This is a genomic window from Streptomyces sp. NRRL S-495, assembly GCF_000966955.1.
Classification (GTDB): Bacteria; Actinomycetota; Actinomycetes; order Streptomycetales; family Streptomycetaceae; genus Kitasatospora; species Kitasatospora purpeofusca.
The window spans coordinates 1-400 of record NZ_JZWY01001036.1; the positions used below are offsets into that span (position 1 = coordinate 1).

Here is a 400-nt window from a genome sequence, read left to right on the forward strand (position 1 = left end):
TCGCCGACCCGTACGCCGAGCTGTTCGGCGAGCGCGGCACCCGGATGTACCGCTCCGGCGACCTCGCCCGACGGCGGGCCGACGGGGTCCTGGAGTACTTCGGCCGGGCCGACCAGCAGGTGAAGATCCGCGGCTTCCGGATCGAACTCGGCGAGATCGAGGCCGTCCTGGCCGCCCACCCGGCGGTCGCCGACGCCGCCGTGATCGTCCGCGAGGACGTGCCCGGCGACAAGCGGCTGGTCGGCTACGCCGTGCTCGCGCCCGGCGCGGACCAGGTCACCGCCGCCGACCACGTCACCGGCGAGGAACTGCGCACCCGCACCGCCGCCGACCTGCCCGTCCACATGGTCCCGTCCGCCGTCGTCCTGCTCGACCGGCTGCCGCTCACCGCCAACGGCAA

The 400-nt window shown here is 75.0% G+C and carries 1 pseudogene; it reads left to right on the forward strand.

The features are described from left to right. Nucleotides 1-400 (forward strand): annotated as a pseudogene (locus VR45_RS38445) (AMP-binding protein); the annotation flags it as partial.